The organism is Streptomyces sp. NPDC059718, assembly GCF_042733315.1.
Taxonomy (GTDB): domain Bacteria; phylum Actinomycetota; class Actinomycetes; order Streptomycetales; family Streptomycetaceae; genus Actinacidiphila.
Window position 1 is genome coordinate 139,858 of the sequence record NZ_JBHWGA010000007.1, and the last position, 16,394, is coordinate 156,251.

13 protein-coding genes are annotated in these 16,394 nt (G+C 73.5%); 5 read left to right on the forward strand and 8 right to left on the reverse strand.

What is annotated here, in order from left to right; genetic code table 11:
* Positions 1-9: 9 nt before the first annotated feature.
* Together treZ and ACFV3E_RS10925 are read right to left on the reverse strand one after the other, a co-directional pair.
* On the reverse strand, positions 10-1,767 hold the full coding sequence (gene treZ / locus ACFV3E_RS10920) for a malto-oligosyltrehalose trehalohydrolase (RefSeq protein WP_500534368.1): 1,758 nt from the start codon (positions 1,765-1,767) through the stop codon (positions 10-12).
* 28 nt (positions 1,768-1,795) lie between these two features.
* Complete coding sequence (locus tag ACFV3E_RS10925) at positions 1,796-2,704, reverse strand: GNAT family N-acetyltransferase (RefSeq protein ID WP_500534369.1); 909 nt, start codon at positions 2,702-2,704, stop codon at positions 1,796-1,798.
* A 238-nt stretch (positions 2,705-2,942) separates the two neighbouring features.
* On the opposite strand from ACFV3E_RS10925, the gene ACFV3E_RS10930 reads away from it, so the two are divergent.
* Entirely contained in the window at positions 2,943-3,497 is a 555-nt protein-coding gene (locus ACFV3E_RS10930) for an FHA domain-containing protein (RefSeq protein ID WP_500534370.1), read from the forward strand.
* Positions 3,498-3,523: 26 nt separating this feature from the next.
* On the opposite strand, the gene ACFV3E_RS10935 is transcribed toward ACFV3E_RS10930, so the two are convergent.
* From ACFV3E_RS10935 to glgX, 5 genes are all read right to left on the reverse strand, one after another.
* The gene (locus ACFV3E_RS10935; RefSeq protein ID WP_500534371.1) at positions 3,524-4,060 is read right to left on the reverse strand and encodes a hypothetical protein; all 537 of its coding nucleotides are present in this window, start codon (positions 4,058-4,060) and stop codon (positions 3,524-3,526) included.
* 44 nt (positions 4,061-4,104) lie between these two features.
* On the reverse strand, positions 4,105-4,587 hold the full coding sequence (locus ACFV3E_RS10940; protein WP_500365445.1) for a VOC family protein: 483 nt from the start codon (positions 4,585-4,587) through the stop codon (positions 4,105-4,107).
* 83 nt (positions 4,588-4,670) lie between these two features.
* A complete protein-coding gene (locus ACFV3E_RS10945; protein ID WP_500534372.1) occupies positions 4,671-5,282 on the reverse strand; it encodes a hypothetical protein in 612 nt (203 codons plus the stop codon).
* 232 nt (positions 5,283-5,514) lie between these two features.
* Positions 5,515-7,911 (reverse strand): malto-oligosyltrehalose synthase, encoded by a 2,397-nt coding sequence (gene treY / locus ACFV3E_RS10950; protein WP_500534373.1) that lies wholly within the window; start codon positions 7,909-7,911, stop codon positions 5,515-5,517.
* 52 nt (positions 7,912-7,963) lie between these two features.
* Positions 7,964-10,084, reverse strand: a complete 2,121-nt coding sequence (gene glgX, locus ACFV3E_RS10955) for a glycogen debranching protein GlgX (protein ID WP_500534374.1) — start codon at positions 10,082-10,084, stop codon at positions 7,964-7,966.
* A gap of 234 nt (positions 10,085-10,318) precedes the next feature.
* Here glgX and ACFV3E_RS10960 point away from each other — a divergent pair, with 234 nt between their 5' ends.
* From ACFV3E_RS10960 to ACFV3E_RS10975, 4 genes are all read left to right on the forward strand, one after another.
* Positions 10,319-11,158: a Tat pathway signal sequence domain protein gene (locus ACFV3E_RS10960; protein ID WP_500534375.1), complete on the forward strand. Its 840-nt coding sequence runs from the start codon at positions 10,319-10,321 to the stop codon at positions 11,156-11,158.
* Between the two features lie 19 nt (positions 11,159-11,177).
* On the forward strand, positions 11,178-12,470 hold the full coding sequence (locus ACFV3E_RS10965; protein ID WP_500534376.1) for a copper amine oxidase: 1,293 nt from the start codon (positions 11,178-11,180) through the stop codon (positions 12,468-12,470).
* Between the two features lie 126 nt (positions 12,471-12,596).
* Positions 12,597-13,844 (forward strand): SAV2148 family HEPN domain-containing protein, encoded by a 1,248-nt coding sequence (locus tag ACFV3E_RS10970; RefSeq protein ID WP_500365434.1) that lies wholly within the window; start codon positions 12,597-12,599, stop codon positions 13,842-13,844.
* 222 nt (positions 13,845-14,066) lie between these two features.
* Positions 14,067-14,780, forward strand: a complete 714-nt coding sequence (locus tag ACFV3E_RS10975; protein ID WP_500534377.1) for a 3'-5' exonuclease — start codon at positions 14,067-14,069, stop codon at positions 14,778-14,780.
* On the opposite strand, the gene ACFV3E_RS10980 is transcribed toward ACFV3E_RS10975, so the two are convergent.
* The gene (locus tag ACFV3E_RS10980) at positions 14,761-16,389 is read right to left on the reverse strand and encodes a PQQ-binding-like beta-propeller repeat protein (RefSeq protein ID WP_500534378.1); all 1,629 of its coding nucleotides are present in this window, start codon (positions 16,387-16,389) and stop codon (positions 14,761-14,763) included. The two genes, ACFV3E_RS10975 and ACFV3E_RS10980, sit on opposite strands and share 20 nt — an antisense overlap.
* Positions 16,390-16,394: the final 5 nt, after the last annotated feature.

Sequence of the window (16,394 nt, forward strand, 5' to 3'; positions counted from 1 at the left end):
TCAGGGTAATCAGCGCTCACGGAGCACGGCGACCGAGTGGCCGGGCAGGTGGAGGCAACCGGTGTCGGCGGGCGGTGGTCCGGGACGCCAGGCGGCGACCGGGACGTAGCCCGGCGGGTCGGCGCGGCCGGGGTGGTGGAGGGGGACCAGCGCCTCCTCGGGGGAGAAGTTGACGGCGATCCGGAAGCGTCCGCGGTCCAGTCGCAGGGTGTGCTCGCCCACGGTGACGTGGACGGCGTCCAGGGCCGGGTCGGTCAGCTCGGGCTCGGCGTGGCGCAGCGCGATGAGCCGCCGGTACCAGGCCAGCAGTTCCGCGTGCGGCTCCCGGGCGGGTTCGGACCAGTCCAGGCAGGAGCGCAGCCGGGTCGCCGGGTCCTGGGGGTCGGGGATGTCCTCGGCCTTCCAGCCGTGCTCCGCGAACTCGCGGCGGCGGCCCCGGGTGATGGCGGCGGCGAGCTCGGGGTCGTCGTGGTCGGTGAAGAACTGCCAGGGCGTGCGGGCGCCCCACTCCTCGCCCATGAAGAGCATCGGCGTGTACGGGGAGGTGAGGACGAGCGCGGCGGCCGCGGCGAGCAGCCCCGCGGGGACGCTCGCGCCGAGGCGGTCACCGGTGGCGCGGTTGCCGATCTGGTCGTGGGTCTGGGTGTAGGCGAGGAAGCGGTGGCCCGGGGTGGTCGTCAGGTCGACGGGGCGGCCGTGGGCGCGGCCGCGGAAGTTCGAATGGGTGCCGTCGTGGAAGAAGACCCGGCGCAGTGCCTTGGCCACGGCGGTCACCGGGGAGACGGCGAAGTCCGCGTAGTACGCCTGGGCCTCGCCGGTGACGGCGGTGTGCAGGGCGTGGTGGAAGTCGTCGTTCCACTGGGCGTGCACACCCAGGCCGCCGGCCTCGCGCGGGTCGGTGGTGCGCGGGTCGTTGCGGTCGGACTCGGCGATCAGGAAGAGCGGGCGGCCGACCGCGGCCGACAGGGCGTCGACGGCGGTGGAGAGCTCCTCGAGCAGGTGCACCGCGCGGGTGTCGACGAGGGCGTGGACGGCGTCGAGCCGCAGTCCGTCGAGGCGGTAGTCGCGCAGCCAGGACAGGGCGCTGCCGACCAGGAAGTCGCGCACCTCGTCGGAGCCGGGGGCGTCGAGGTTGACGGCGTCGCCCCACGGGGTGTGGTGGCGGTCGGTGAAGTACGGGCCGAAGGCGGGCAGGTGGTTGCCCGAGGGGCCGAGGTGGTTGTGGACGACGTCCAGCACCACCCCGAGCCCGTGGCCGTGCGCGGCGTCCACGAAGCGCTTGAGCCCCTCGGGGCCGCCGTAGGGCTCGTGCACGGCCCACAGCGACACGCCCTCGTACCCCCAGCCGTGCGTGCCGGGGAACGGGCAGAGCGGCATCAGCTCGATGTGGGTGATCCCCAACCCGGCCAGGTACGGCAGGTGTTCGACCGCCGCGTCGAAGGTGCCGTCGGTGGTGAAGGTGCCGACGTGCAGCTCGTAGAGGACCGCGCCGGGCAGCGGGCGGCCCGCCCACTCGTGGGCCCAGGCGAAGCGGTCGTGGTGGACGACCGCGCTCGGGCCCTCCGGCCCGTCCGGCTGCCGCCGGGAGCGGGGGTCGGGCCGCGGCGGGCCCCCGTCCAGCGCGAAGGCGTAGCGCGCACCGTGCCCGGCGGGCACGTCCGCGTACCACCAGCCCTGGCGTTCGGGGTCGCGCTCCATGTCGTGAGCCCGGCCGTCGACCCGTACCTCCACCTCACCGGCGTCCGGTGCCCACACGTCGAAGCGCATGGGCACCATGCTGCCCGCCGTCCGGGGGTCACACCAGGTTGACGCGCTCCCCGGCGACCGGATAACCCGCCTTGGCGAAGTGCGCCGCCATCGGCGCGTTGCCCTGGTCGGTGGCGGCGGCGATCCGCTCGGCGCCGTGTCCGGCCAGGTCGTGCGTGCACTCGACCAGCAGGTCGTAGGCGTAGCCGTGGCCGCGCTGCTCCGGCAGGACACCGATGAAGCCGACGCAGAACCCACCCGGGTTGCGCCCCGGCACCTGGATGCCGGCGAGCTCGCCCTCCGGGGTGTACGCAAGGCGCCACCACTCGCGGGGCGACTGCAGCCAGTTGAGGAACTCCAGCTCCTCGCGGGCGGCCGCGTCCGGGCCGTGCAGCCGCACCATGCGGCGGGTGTGCGCGTCGAGGCTGCCGACCCCGATGCGCCTCAGTACGTCCAGGATCACGGCGTCGTCCGGCTCCGGCCGGTACTCGAGCCGTCCGGTGCGCTCGGGCAGCCCGCACTCGGGGGTCCAGACGTAGCGGTAGCGTTCGACGAGCAGCTCCATGCCGGAGACGATCGCCGCGTCGATGCGGGACTGGGCGGCCTCGCGGACCTCGCGCCGCTCCCGCCAGCCGGGCGGCAGCACCAGCTCGTACTCGGCCTTGAGCGGCGCCGTCCGCAGCAGCCGCACGGCCGCGTCGGCGTCGGTGAAGTCGAACCAGTCGAGCGCTATCGGCTTGTCGTCGGCCGGAGCGGCCCACCAGGCCGCGCGGGCGACCACGACGCCGTCGCGCAGGGCCACCCACGTCCAGTCGGGGCGGTACTCGCCGCCCTCGTCGGTCATGGCGTAGGAGTGACCCATCAGGGACCGGCCGACCAGGCCGTGGTCCTCGGGGGTCAGGGAGTGGAAGAGATGCGATTCACCCGCGACGAGCGGGCGGAAGACCAGATCGGTCATGAAGGGGAAGTCCTCACGGAAGAGCGGTGCGCTCCCGGTCAGACGGAGTACGCCCTGCGGACAACGGGGCGGGAGCGCGGAACGGTGAACAGGCACATGGCTTCCGCCTCCTTCCTCGGTCAAGGGCGTGCGCCCACCGTAGCCGTCCGGCCTCCGCGGCGTCCACGCAATTAACGGCGGCGCCGCACGGGCCGCACCTTCTGGACACCCCGGCCTCCGCGGCCCGACAATCACGCAGGTGAGCTATGAGTTCCCGACGCACCCGGCGCGTCCCACGGACGCCGAACGCGAGCGCGCCATCGAGGTACTCCGCGAGGGGGCCGTCGAAGGGCGGCTGTCGCACGACACCTTCGTGCGCCGCATGGGACTCGCGCTCAAGGCCCGCCACTCCGACGAGTTGGCCGCCCTCGTCGCCGACCTGCCGCCCGCGCAGGGACGTTGGGCCCGGCTGACCGGTTCGATCGTCCGCGCCGTCACCAAGACGTCGGCCTTCCGCGCCCGCATGCGGCAGGCCTGGGCCGTCCAGCAGCTGCCGCCCCTGCTGCTGCCCGCCCCCGGCCCCTTCCCGGTGCGGATCGGCCGGGACCTTTCGTGCACCTTCCGGCTCAGCCACTCCTCGACGTCCCGTTTCCACGCCGAGCTCAGCCACGAGGGCGGGCTGTGGGTCCTGCGCGACCTCGGTTCGATGAACGGCACCTGGGTCAACGGCCACCGCGTCATGGGTGCCGCCGCCGTCCGCCCGGGCGACCAGGTCACCTTCGGCGCGATGAGCTTCCGCCTCACCACCGCCTGAGGCCGCGCACGCCGGGCCTTTGGGCCTCAGGGCCGGAACAGCGGCTCGTACGGCTCGTGACCGTCGTCGTCCACATACGGCAGGAAGTCCGGCGCCGTGCGCGCAGCCGTCGCCCGCAGCCGGGCGACGACCTCCTCGACCGGAGGGAGCGTCAGCCCGAGGGCCGCGGCCACCTCTTCGCGCTGCCGGTCCAGGTCCGGGTGGTCCTCGCGCACCTCGGCCTCCAGCTCCTCCAGGGGGAGTCCCGAGTCCGCGTCCCGCCACCACATCGGGCAGGACACGATCACCTCGACCGCCTCCGCCAGGTCCGCGCCGATCAGCGCCGCCTGCCCCTCGGAGTCCGCGTACACCACGGGCCGCTCGGCGTCGCCGGGCTCACCGCAGAGGAAGAACGTGCCGCCGGCGCCGTCGCCGGCTATGGGGCGCATCACCAGGCCCGAGGGCAGGCGCACGTCCTCGACCGGGTCGCGGCGGGTGATGTCGAAGTCACCGGGCCAGGCGAGGTGCTGTGCCGCGACCGGGTCGTTCTCGATGAGGGTGAGCAGGGCTTCCGAGGCGTCCATGGCAGGACGTTAACAGCGGGGTCCGACAGTCCGGCCCGCGTCGCTCAGGCGGTGCGGGACCGGAGCACCGGCTCGCGGCCGCCCGCGAGGCGCAGGACCTGCCCGCGGCACGGCGGCGGCCCCTCGTCGGCGGTCGCGAAGCGCAACTCGTGGCCGTCCGGGTCGCGCAGCTGCGCGAGGAGCCAGCCGCGGGCGGTGCGGACGACGGCGCCGCGCGGTTCGCCGAGCGCGTCCAGACGGGCGGCCAGCGCCTCCAGCGCGGGGAGGTCGGGGACGCCCAGCGAGAACCACGCGAAGCCCGCGGAGGCGGCGGCGAGGGCGGGGTCGTGGCGCAGGCACAGCACGGGTCCGCCGCCGGGGTGGGCCATGGCGATGCCGGCGAAGGCGCCGCCCTCGGTGAACTCCGCGATCCGGTGGTGGCCCAGCACCCGCTCGTACCACGCCTCCGACCGGGCCGGATCGCCGACGGGCAGCGTGACGTGGTGCACCCCGGCGAGACGCGGGATGAAGGGAATATCGGTATACATGCCGCATACCGTACAGTGCGCCCGGTCGCGCGCCGCGGGGGCAGCAACGGCGTGCCGCACGGTGGTTGACGGTCCGTCAGTGGCTAGCCGGCCGTGCCGCCGGGATCGACGACGACGTCGTAGGCCGGCGTGGTCAGCGAGTGCAGGGGCGAGTCGAGCTTCTCCGTGCGCAGGATGTAGGTGCCCGGCGCCAGGTCGGCGATCGGCTGGTACCGGCCGGTGAACCAGGGCTCCGTCCCCGTCCAGTAGCCGGACCCCAGGCTGTGCTTGAGGACCCACCCGCCGGGCAGGACGACGGCCGGGTACACCGGCCCCAGCGCGTCCCGGGTGAGGGTGAACGACGGTCCGGCGTGCGCGTCCGCGCCGGGCGCGGTGGGCAGGGTGAACGAGAAGTACCGGACGTTGAAGGGCGAGCCCGGGGTCAGCGGCGCGCAGCCATCCGCGACCACGGGACCGTCGACGACGCCGAGCTGCAGCGGGTCGGTGAAGGTGCCGCTGCCGGGCAGGGCGCCGCAGCTCGTCGTCCGGGGGCCGCCCGCCGGCGCCCCGTCCGGTTCGCCGGACGGACCGGCGCCGTCGGAGGGGGCGCCGGCCGGCGTGCCGTCCTCGGTGACCACCGCCTCGGACGGCTCCACGGCGGACGGCGACGGCGCGGTGCTCTCCGGGACGGGCGAGGTGCTGTCCGGAGCGGTCACGGAGGATCCCGTCGACGGTGATTCCGCGGCAGCCGTGCGGGCGGGGGCGGACCCGCCGCCGCAGCCACTGGCAAGCATTACGGCGGCGAGTGCCGGCACCCACTTCCGGAGCATGGACGTCCCTCCCCCCGCGCCGCCCGGGGGGTGCCAGGGCGGCGCTCAACGGGCGGGACATTACCGGCTTTCGTGCCCTGTATCCGTCCGTACCGGATTTCTCCCGCCCACCGGGACCTCACTCGTCCACGTCGCGCACCAGCAGGCCCACGGGCAGCAGGTCCAGCAGCTGCGCCAGCGGCACCACGGCCTGGAACGGACGGCCCGTCAGCACCTCGGTCCAGACCCCCTCCGGCAGCACCAGCTCCGTGCCGCGCCAGCCCCCGGCGTCCGCGAGGCGCCGGGACAGCCGGGTGACGACCGTGAGCGCCCGCCCGCCGCGGACGAAGGCCACGCAGTGCTCCCCGGACGGGCCGCGCGCGTACAGCGGCTCGTACGAGGCCTCCGGGCCGGTGAACCACTGCGGGCGGGCCCGGCGCAGGCGCAGCGCGAACTCGGTCACCCGCCGCTTCTCGCTCGGGTCGCCCTCCGCGGTGCCCGGGTCGTACGGGCGGCGGTTGGCGGGGTCGACGAGCAGCAACTGCCGTTCCTCGTCGCCCTGGTAGACGTCGGGCACGCCCGGCATCGTCAGGTGCGCCAGGTGCGCGCCGAGGACGTTGACGCGTTCGGGCCCGCGCAGGGCGCGGTCGATGCGCCCGGTGGCGAAGGCGGCCGGCCCGCCGACCAGTTCACGGACGAAGCCGGTCAGCTCCTGCTCGTACTCCGGACGCTGGTCGGTCCACGAGGTGCGCAGGCCCGCCTCGCGCTCCGACTTGAGCATGGTGGCGGTCACCGGCTCCGCGGCACCGGGGTCGCAGAAGACCGCCGCGTACTGCCAGGCCTGGTACTCCGCATGACGCGCCGGGAGCGGGACCCCGCGGTGCTCCAGGTACTCCCGCAGGTCCGCCGAGACCTCGCCCAGCCAGCCGGCCCACTCGCCGGGCAACTCGCTCAGCGCGGCGAGCCGGGCGCGGACGTCGGCGCTGCGTTTGGTGTCGTGGGTGGAGCGCACCGTCCCCGTCAGCGGCCAGTCGCGCCGCAGCCGCTCGCAGAAGGCGTGGAAGTCCTCGGGCGAGGTGGCGGGACGGTCCGGCTCGCGGCCGACCTCGTTGAGGCTGAGCAGGGGGTGGTAGCGGTAGAAGGCCGTGTCCTCGGCGGACTTGGCGCGCAGCGCCGAGGAGACCTGGGCGAAGCGCACCACGAAGTCCGCGGCGGCCTCGCCGCCGCCCGGGTGCCGGCCCAGGGCCAGGTCGCACACCGTCCCGGCCGCCGGGTGCCCGGCGGCACCGGCCGCGGCCTCCAGCAGGGCGGTGTCCTCCGCGTCCGCCGGCTCGCCGGGGACGACGTACGGGCGGTAGCGCGGCAGCCGGACGAGCGTCGCCTCGATCGCCTCGCGCAGTGCGGCGGACTCCAGCCCGGTGGCGCGGACCGCGGAGCGGGTCAGCCGGTCCACCTCCGCGGCCAGGTCGTGCGTGACGATGCGTTCGGCGGCGGCCTGCACGGTCGGTTGCCACTCGCCGCCCGCGTCGGCGGGGGCGGCGGTGAACCCGCGGTAGAAGCGGGTGATCTCCTCGACGCCCGCCGGGTCGGTGAACAGCCCGTCGAGGCGGTCCAGGGCGTCGTAGCCGGTCGTGCCGGAGCAGGCCCAGCCGGCCGGCAGCCGTTCGTCGCCGGTGAGGATCTTCTCCACGACCGTCCAGCGGCCGCCGGAGGCGTCCGCGAGCCGCCGCAGGTAGCCGGCGGGGTCGGCGAGGCCGTCCGGGTGGTCGATGCGCAGGCCGTCGGCGACACCCTCGTCCAGCAGGCGCAGCAAGGTGGCGTGGGTGGCGGCGAAGACCTCGTCGTCCTCGACGCGGACCGCGATGAGCTCGGAGATGGTGAAGAAGCGCCGGTAGTTCAGCTCGGTGCGGGCCTGCCGCCACCAGGCGAGCCGGTACCACTGGGCGTCGACCAGCGCGCGCAGTGGCAGTTCCTCGGTGCCGGGGCGCAGCGGGAAGGCGTGGTCGTGGTAGCGCAGCACCCGCTCCCCGGCGGCGCGGTCGCGCTCGACGCGCAGGTCGGGCAGCACCTCCTCCAGCGGGCCGCCCAGCACCGGCAGCAGCAGCCGGTCGCCCTGCGCCGCCCAGTCGACGTCGAACCAGCGCGCGTACGGGGACCGCGGACCGTCCCGCAGCACCTCCCACAGCGGCCGGGCCAGATGCTCGGGCGCCGGCACGGCCATGTGGTTGGGCACCACGTCCAGGACGAGCCCGAGACCGTGCGCCCGGGCGGTGCGCGCCAGCGCGCGCAGCCCCTTCTCGCCGCCGAGCTCCTCGCGCACCCGGGTGTGGTCGACGACGTCGTAGCCGTGCGTGGAGCCGGGCACGGCCTGCAGCACGGGCGAGAGGTGCAGGTGGGAGACGCCGAGCGCCGCCAGATGGGGGACGACGGCCTCGGCCGCGGCGAACGGGAAGTCGGGCTGGAGCTGGAGCCGGTAGGTGGCGCTCGGCACGGAGGGGACGACAGCGGTCGGCGGGATCGCGGCGCTTTCTGTCATGGAGGACTGACTACCCCGCCGACCGGTACGCCCATCACATCGGGCGGCACGGTTACGCCGGGCGCTGCAGGACCACCATGCTGCGGTCGGCCAGCCGCAGCCGGTCCCCCTGGGTCACCTTGCGCCCCGAGCCGGGGGCCACGCCCTCCGGCCGCTGGGTGTCCACGACCACCTGCCACTCCTTGCCGTGGTTCACCGGGACCACGAAGTCCAGCGGCTCGTACCAGGCGTTGAACATCAGCAGGAACGAGTCGTCGCAGATCCGCTCCCCGCGGTCGCCGGGCTCGGAGATCGCGCTGCCGTTGAGGAAGACCACCAGGGCGTTGGCCTGGGCCTCCTGCCAGTCGTCCTGGGCCATCTCCTCACCCTCAGGGGTGAACCAGGCGATGTCCGAGAGTTCGTCGTGCGTGCCCTCGACCGGCCGGCCGTGGAAGAAGCGGCGGCGGCGGAAGACGGGGTGGTCGCGGCGGAGCCACACCATCTGGCGGGTGAAGTCGTGCAGCCGCTCGGTGTCCGACTCGCCCTCCTTGGGCCACGGCACCCAGGCCAGCTCGTTGTCCTGGCAGTAGGCGTTGTTGTTGCCCTGCTGGGTGCGGCCGAACTCGTCGCCGTGGGCGAGCATCGGCACGCCCTGGGAGAGCAGCAGGGTGGCGATGAAGTTGCGCATCTGGCGCTCGCGCAGGGCGAGCACGTCCTCGTCCTCGGTCTCGCCCTCGGCGCCGCAGTTCCACGAGCGGTTGTGGCTCTCGCCGTCCCGGTTGTTCTCGCCGTTGGCCTCGTTGTGCTTGTCGTTGTACGACACCAGGTCGCGCAGGGTGAAGCCGTCGTGGCAGGTCACGAAGTTGATGGAGGCGAGCGGCCGGCGGCCGTCGTCCTGGTAGAGGTCGGAGGAACCGGTCAGCCGGGAGCCGAACTCGGCCAGCGTGGCCGGTTCGCCGCGCCACAGGTCGCGCACCGTGTCGCGGAACTTGCCGTTCCACTCCGTCCACAGCGGCGGGAAGTTGCCCACCTGGTAGCCGCCCTCACCGACGTCCCAGGGCTCGGCGATCAGCTTCACCTGGCTGACCACCGGGTCCTGCTGCACGAGGTCGAAGAACGAGGACAGCCGGTCCACCTCGTGGAACTGCCGGGCCAGGGTCGCCGCGAGGTCGAAGCGGAAGCCGTCGACGTGCATCTCGGTGACCCAGTAGCGCAGCGAATCCATGATCATCTGCAGGACGTGGGGGCTGCGCATCAGCAGCGAGTTCCCGGTGCCGGTGGTGTCCGTGTAGTAACGCGGGTCGTCGGCCAGCCGGTAGTACGAGGCGTTGTCGATGCCCCGGAAGCACAGCGTCGGCCCCAGGTGGCTGCCCTCGGCGGTGTGGTTGTAGACCACGTCGAGGATCACCTCGATGCCCGCCCGGTGCAGCTCGCGCACCGCCGTCTTGAACTCCAGCACCTGCTGGCCGCGGTCGCCCATCGAGGCGTAGGCGTTGTGCGGGGCGAAGAAGCCGATCGTGTTGTAGCCCCAGTAGTTGCGCATCCCCGCGTCCACCAGCCGGTGGTCGTGGACGAACTGGTGGACCGGCATCAGCTCCAGCGTCGTGACGCCCAGCTCCGTCAGGTGCGAGATCACCGCGGGGTGGGCGAGCGCGGCGTAGGTGCCGCGGATCTCCTCCGGGAGCTCCGGGTGGAGCATCGTCAGGCCCCTGGCGTGCGCCTCGTAGATGACCGTGCGGTGGTAGTCGATGCGGGGGCTGCGGTCCTCCGCCCAGTCGAAGTACGGGTTCACCACCACCGAGGTCATGGTGTGGGGCGCCGAGTCCAGGTCGTTGCGGGACTCGGGCTCCCCGAAGCGGTAGCCGTACACCGCCTCGTCCCAGTCGATCGTCCCGCTTATCGCCTTCGCGTACGGGTCCAGAAGCAGCTTCGCGGAGTTGCAGCGGTGGCCCCGGGTCGGTTCGTGGGGGCCGTGGACCCGGAAGCCGTAGCGCTGACCGGGCATGATGCCCGGGAGGTACGCGTGGCGGACGAAGGCGTCCGCCTCCCGCAGCTCGACGGCGGTCTCCGAGCCGTCGTCGTGCAGCAGACACAGCTCGATCCGTTCCGCGGTCTCCGAGAAGACCGCGAAGTTGGTGCCGGCGCCGTCGTACGTGGCGCCGAGGGGATATGCCTGACCCGGCCAGACCTGCATGTCGTCGACTCTTCCACTTGTCCGCCGGGCGCCGGTAGGCCGCACCCCGGCCACTTCGGTGCCGAAAGGGCATCGTCACGCAATTGGGTCCCTCCGGGCATGGAATCGCCAAGATCTTCCCCGTTACGGGTGTCCCAATTCCCCTGCCTGCCGCAAGAATCCACCGTCCCGGGGCAACCTGTGCCGTCGAGGTCCCGTCAGAACAAGTGACAGTACGACACAGGGGAGACTTAAGTGACAGATCAGGGGGAAAGCCGCTCCTTACCGCGAAGGGGAGGGGTCGGGCGCGGTCTCAGGCGCGCCCTGTGGGGTGGCGGCGTCGCCGTCGCCGCCACCACGGTGATGATCGCCGTCACCCTGCCGCGTGACGCCGCCGGCGACGACCACTCCACGACGGGCGGCCCCGCCGCCGCGTCGGGAGCGCCGGGGCAGCAGGACGCGGGCAGCGGTGGCGTGATCGAGGACGACGCGCCCCAGGGCGGACAGCAGACCGGTCGCGGGCCTCTGACCAAGGCCGAGGTCGACCGGGCGAAGTCCATAGCCCTGCGGCGCGACGCGCTGCGCAGCGCGGAGGACGTGGACGGGGAGCGCGGACCGGAGTACCTCGACACCGACCTCGCCGAACCGGCCGACGCCACGGAGGCGTCCGCGGACGAGGCCCGCCGGGTCGAGGTGCTCTTCTACGACTACGGGCACGACCGGCTCGTGAAGAAGACCGTCAACCTCACCGCCAGCACCGTCGAGCACACCGACACCGCCACCGGCATGCAGCCGCCGCCCTCGAACGACGAGACCCGGGAGGCCGCGGAACTGCTCATCAGGGACGCCCTCGGCAAGGGCCTCCGCGCCGACTTCACGGCCGCCACCAAGGGCCGGGAGCTCACCTCGCCCGACCAGCTGCGGCTGCGCGGCATCTCGTTCAACACCGCCGAGCAGTCCGCCCCGGCCGGTTTGGCCAAGTGCGGTCAACACCGGTGCGTACGGCTGTTCACGCAGGTGAAGGACGGGCCGTGGATCGATACGACCCATCTGGTCGTCGACCTCAGCGATCGCACCGTCGGCCGAATCCACTAAGAGCGGAGACCCAGCAACCATGCGCACCACCAACGTGCGCCGGGCCGTCGGTACGGCCTCGGCGCTCCTGCTCCTGCCCGCGCTCTTCGCGGGCTCCACGGCCGGCGAGGCCGGCGCGGCCCCCCGGGCCGGCACCGCGGCCGCGGTGGACTGCGGCACCGCCACCGCCATCACCAAGACCCTGCCGAACGGCACCGGCTGGAGCATGTGCTGGCGCATCAGCGGAACCAAGGGCCTGGTCCTGGAGAAGATCGCGTACAAGCCGAAGAAGGAACCGCAGCCGCTCAAGGTGCTGACCTCGGCCACGCTCGCACAGGTCAACGTCCCGTACGACTCGGGGCTGACCGAGTACAACGACCTGTCCGACATCGGCTTCGGCAACACCGCGGTCGACATCGGCCCCGAGGAGTGCCCCGGCGGGACGATCAGCTCCGCCTACGTCCCGCAGCAGCAGCGGAACGTCAAGGCGCTGTGCACCACCACCGCCCCGCACGGCTACGCCTACCGCAGCGACGTGTACGACGACCAGGGCAACTCCAAGAAGTACACCAAGCAGGGCAGCGACCTGGTGGTCTTCTCCGTCTCCCAGCTCGGCTGGTACGAGTACGTCACCCAGTGGAACTTCTCCGACGACGGCACCATCACCGCCAAGATGGGCGCCACCGGCGACCTGTCGCCCGGCGACTACAGCGGAGAGGGCACCGGCTGGCCCATCGGCCGGGGCGACCACGACCACTCCACCAGCCACTACCACTCGGTCTTCTGGCGGCTGAACTTCGGCCTGGACGGCTCCACGCAGGCCAAGGTCGAGCAGTTCGACACCAAGAAGGCCGGCCGGGGCTCCGGCTCCGCCGTCCTGAAGACCACCAGGACCCCGGTCACCAAGGAGCTGGCCGCCTCCTCCGCGCTGCGCCGCTGGTGGCGCGTGGTCTCCACGGCCGGCAAGAACGCCGACCAGCACCCGCGTTCCTGGGAGCTGGTCCAGCAGCACTCCGACCACTACGACGCCCACGCCTACACCTCGAAGGACGTGTACTTCACCCAGTACCGCGCCTGCGAGCAGCTGGCCAGCGGGAACAGCGACCCGGCCTGCAACGGGCGGGGGACCTCGGTGGACAAGTGGGCGGACGGGGAGGCCCTCAAGCACCCGGTCGTGTGGGTCAACGTCGGGTTCCACCACATCCCGCGCGACGAGGACCAGAGCCCCATGCCGATCCACTGGCAGGGGTTCCAGCTCGCGCCGCGCGACGTGACGGCCATGAGCCCGCTCACACCGGACGAGCTCTCGGGCCACAACGGGCAGGGGCACTGAGCGTCCCGCCGCGCGCCGGACCCGGTAAGCATGTGGTGAAGTAGCGTCGTTACGGCTGCACCGCCTCCCGCCCCGCAGTACCCTTCCTTGATCGTGGACGGGGGCGGGAAGGCGGGTGCAGTCGTGATGTCGGGAGGTCTGGTGCTCCCCGGTGGTGGTGATCAGGGGGACCCGGGCGGCGGCATCGGCGAGGGAACCACCGGCACCGCCTCCCTCGCACTGCCGTTGGAGATCGGAGCGGAACTGGACTGGGGCGCCGACGAGTGGTCCGAGGTGCGTACCCGCGCCCGGCGCGCCGGACGGGCGTACGTGTGGCTCAACCTCGTCGAACAGCGCCTGCGCGCCGTCGTCAACGCCGTGCTGCGCCCGATCTACGAACCCGTGCACGGCGACGAGTGGGTGGTCGCGGCCGCCGGCCCGGCCGGCCACGAGTGGGTGCAGCGGGCCGCCGCGGTACGCGAGGTCAGCCGCCGCAAGGGGTTCCTGCTCGACCCGGCCGACGACAACATCCTCAGCTTCCTGACGCTGCCTCAGCTGCGCGAACTCGTCGTCCAGCACTGGCCGTGCTTCGAGCCGTACCTGGACGACCGCCGGGAACTCGAACTCGCCCTGGACGAGCTGGAGGTGGCCCGGCACGTCGTCTCCCGCAACCGTGCCCTGTCCCGCACCGTGCTGGACCAGGCCGAGCGGGCCGCCGCCCGGCTGCTGGACATGCTCGGCTCCGGACCCGGCTACCCCTCCGCCGAGCGGCTGCCCGTGGACGCCGTCGAAGAGCTCGTCGCCGACCGCTACGCCGACGTCGTCGGCGTCTACCCCGACCGGGTGCGGCTGCAGCGCCAGCTGCCCGCCGAGGACCTGTTCGGGGGCGCGCGACGCCTCGACGCCGTGGGCATCGGCCTCAACCTGCTCGTGCAGAACTACTCGGGCAAGCGGCTGGTGCGGCTGGCGGAGTCCGGCTGCCGGGTGCGGCTGCTGTTCCTCAACCCGGCGAGCAGCGCCGTCCGCCGCCGTGAGCGCGAACTCGGCCTCGGCCGCGGCGAGCTCAGCCGCTCCGTGGAGATGAACATCATGCACATGCGGCGGGTGCGGGCCCGGCTGCGGGACACCGCCGCGTTCGAGATCCGGGTCTTCGACGAGACCCCGCGCTTCACCGCCTACCTCGTGGACGGCGACACCTCGGACGGCATCGCGGTCGTCCAGCCCTACCTGCGCAAGGCCCGCGGCATGGAGGCGCCGGTCCTCATCCTGCGCGGCGGGCCGCGGGAACTCGTGCAGATCAGGGCCGGCGAGGCCCCCGAGGCCGAGCACGGGCTGTTCGAGATCTACCGCGAGGAGTTCGAGGGCGTCTGGGCCGACTCCCGTCCGGTCTCCTGAGGGCCCGGCGGACCGCCGCGGCCGGACCTCCCCCGCAGCCCGGCCGCAGGAGTGTCAGTGGCGCGCGGGATGATGGAGCGGCACACGGGGGAACTGCGGGAAGGACGTACGCCACATGGGCATGGGACGACGCCGGGCATGGCGGGCCGGCTCCGGACGGGGGAGGACCGCGGGCGACCGCCCGCGCGGCGCGGTGAGCGCCGTGGTCACGGGGGGCGCGCGATGAGCTGGATCAGCGACGCGCTGGTCGCGTTCGACCTGGAGACCACCGGCACCGACGTCGAGACCGACCACATCGTCACCGCCGCCGTCGTACGGCTGGAGGCCGACGGGGCCGTCTCGCGGGAGTGGACCTGGCTGCTCGACCCGGGTGTGGCCATACCCGAGCAGGCCTCCGCGATCCACGGCATCTCGACCGCCCACGCCCGCGCGCACGGCGCCCCGGCCGGTGCGGCGGTGGAGGAGATCGCCCGCACCGTGGCCGAGGTGCTGCGCTCGGGCACACCGCTGGTGGTGATGAACGCGCGCTACGACCTGTCCTTGCTGGACCGCGAGTGCCGGCGGCACGGCGTCGCGTCGGTGAGTGAACGGCTGGGCAGCGTGCCCTCGCCGGTCATCGACCCGCTGGTCATCGACAAGCACGTCGACAAGTACCGCAAGGGCAGGCGGGCGCTGCAGGCGCTGTGCGCCCACTACGGCGTGCAACTGGAGGGGGCCCACGACGCGCGGGCCGACGCGGTGGCCGCGGCCCGCGTGGTGCGCCGCATGGGGGAGCGGCACGAGCCCGTCGGCCTGATGCCGCTGGCGGACCTGCACGCCCTTCAGGTCCGGGCGGCGGCCGAGCAGTCGGCCTCCCTCCAGGCGTACCTGCGGCGCACCGCCGACCCGGCGGCCGTCGTCGAGCAGGCCTGGCCGGTCATCCCCCGGCCGAGGTGACCTCGGGGCCCGGCGCGGCCGGGGCGCAGTCGAGGATCCGCCCGTCCAGGGTGCCGACCAGGAACCTGCCGGCACCGGCCGCCGCGAGGGACAGGGGCACGACCACCTGACCGTCGACGCGCAGCCGGTGCCGCCGGCGCGGGATGCCGGTGCGCGCGTCGAGCGCCACGACCTCCCCGGACCGGTGCGCGGCGTAGACGGTGTCCTCGTCGGCGTCCAGGGCCGTGACCGGCTCGTCGGCGGCGAACACCCACTCCGGCGCGCCGTCCGGGAGCCGGCGCCGCACCACGAAGGCGTTCCGTGCCGGGGCCGCCCCTGCGTCGCGGACCACGGTGGTCTGGACCAGCGCGTCGCCGTCCAGCCGGACGGCCGGTCCGAGGAAGAGGTGGGAGCCGCGCCGGGGTTCCCAGTCGAGGGGGAAGAGCCTGCGCAGCTCCGGCTCGCCGTCCGCTGCCCCGCCGTCGAGCGCGCCGACCCACGCCCGGCCCCGCGGCACACCGTGGAGGTCCCGCACGAAGAGCAGTTCGGCGCCGCGCCGCAGACGGAAGTCGCTCGCCGTCAGCGTGAAGCGCGCCGCCTCGGTGCCGTCGGGGGCGAGGAGCCGGGTCTCGCCGCCCCCCTGATCCGGCCCTCCCTGCCGGACGGCGAGCCGGCCGTCACGGCTGCCGGTGAACGTCACGGCGTGACCGGGCTCGAAGGCCTCCAGCAACCGCCCGTCCGCCAGGGACACCCGCTGCACCAGCGTGCCGGACCGCTGCCACCCCTGCCCCGACGGGCGCAGGGTGTGCCGGACGTTGACCCAGGCCGACCGCTGGTCGGCGGTCACGTGGATCTGCTGCCCGCCGTCCGGGTCGGGCACCGACCACTGGAGTTCCCCCGACGGCAGCCGGCACTCCAGCAGCGCGCCCTCGGCCGTCGCCAGCACCCGGCCGTCGGCGAGCACCTCGACGGCCCGCACCTGACGGCGCGGCTCCCACGCCGTCCCCAGGGCGGTGCCGCGCTCCGTCAGCAGGTCGCGGGCGTCGCCGCCCGCGGGGTACGCGTACGGCACCCGAGGGCCCATCACCTCGCGGTACCCGACGGAGCGGGCGGGCACCGCCCGCCAGTCCTCGCGTTCCAGGACGGACTCGAAGCCGTGGCTGAAGGCGTACTCGTGGTCCTTGTCCTCGGGGGTGACGACCAGCCGCAGCCGCCGCCCGTCCAGCCACCGGACGGAGGTCACCTCGCGGCCGCCGTCCAGGACCGGCCGCACGTCGCCCGATTCCAGGTCCATCAGCAGCAGCTGGCCCTCGAAGTCCCAGCTGCCGTCGTAGCGGCCCACGCCCACGGCCACCAGCGGCAGGAGCGGATGGAAGGCGACGGAGTTCACCGGCCACGGGCAGTCGTGCACGTGCCGGCAGCGCAGGTCCCGCGCGTCGTAGACGCCGACGCGGTACCGGGGCCAGCGGTCGATCCCCGCCCGCCCCGACTGCGGCCAGGCGATCCACCCCATGTCGCCGCCCACGACCAGGCGCCCCAGCCGCTCGTCCGCGACCGCGACCCGCGGTTCACCGACCTCCGCGAAGGGACGGTCGGCGAGGACACGACGGACGATCGAGGAATCTGACATGGACA